The organism is Komagataeibacter kakiaceti JCM 25156, assembly GCF_000613305.1.
Genome location: NZ_BAIO01000929.1, coordinates 1 through 515, shown reverse-complemented (window position 1 = coordinate 515; position 515 = coordinate 1). Strand labels below are relative to the sequence as shown.

Annotated in this window: 1 protein-coding gene; it reads right to left on the bottom strand. The window is 66.6% G+C overall.

The features are described from left to right. Positions 1-335: 335 nt before the first annotated feature. The coding region (locus JCM25156_RS26810) for an alpha-isopropylmalate synthase regulatory domain-containing protein (protein WP_034961952.1) at positions 336-515 on the bottom strand (180 nt) is incomplete at its 5' end.

Here is a 515-nt window from a genome sequence, read left to right as displayed (position 1 = left end):
CCGAACGTGGCCGCCGCTCAGCCCGCGCCCCAGCAGGGCTACGCCCAGCCCAGCTACCCGCAGCAGGGATACGGACAGGGCGGATATTACGGCCAGCCCCAGCAGGGCGGCTATTCACAGCCCTATGGCTACGGCCAGGGCAACTACCCGCAGGGGGAGGGTTACTGAGGATACGGTTCCTGACAGGCGGCCAGCCGGATTAGCCGGAAGCCTGTAAAAAAACAGTAAAGGTACACGCCGCCTTTACTTCACAAAGGCGGCGCTTCAACAGGGTTCCTGAAAAAAGCGCCGCCAGAGCCGGTTCCGATCGGTGGCGTGTTCCAGGGCAGGCGGGATCAGGCGTCCAGCGCGGCGGGTTCGGCGCGGTCGCGCTTGACCAGCAGCTTGTTCAGCGCATGGACATAGGCCCGCACGGCGGAAACCAGCGTATCGGCATCCGCGCCCTGCCCGTCCACCAGCTTGCCGCCTTCCTCCAGCCGGACGGTGGTGCGGGCCTGCGCGTCGCTGCCCTCCGA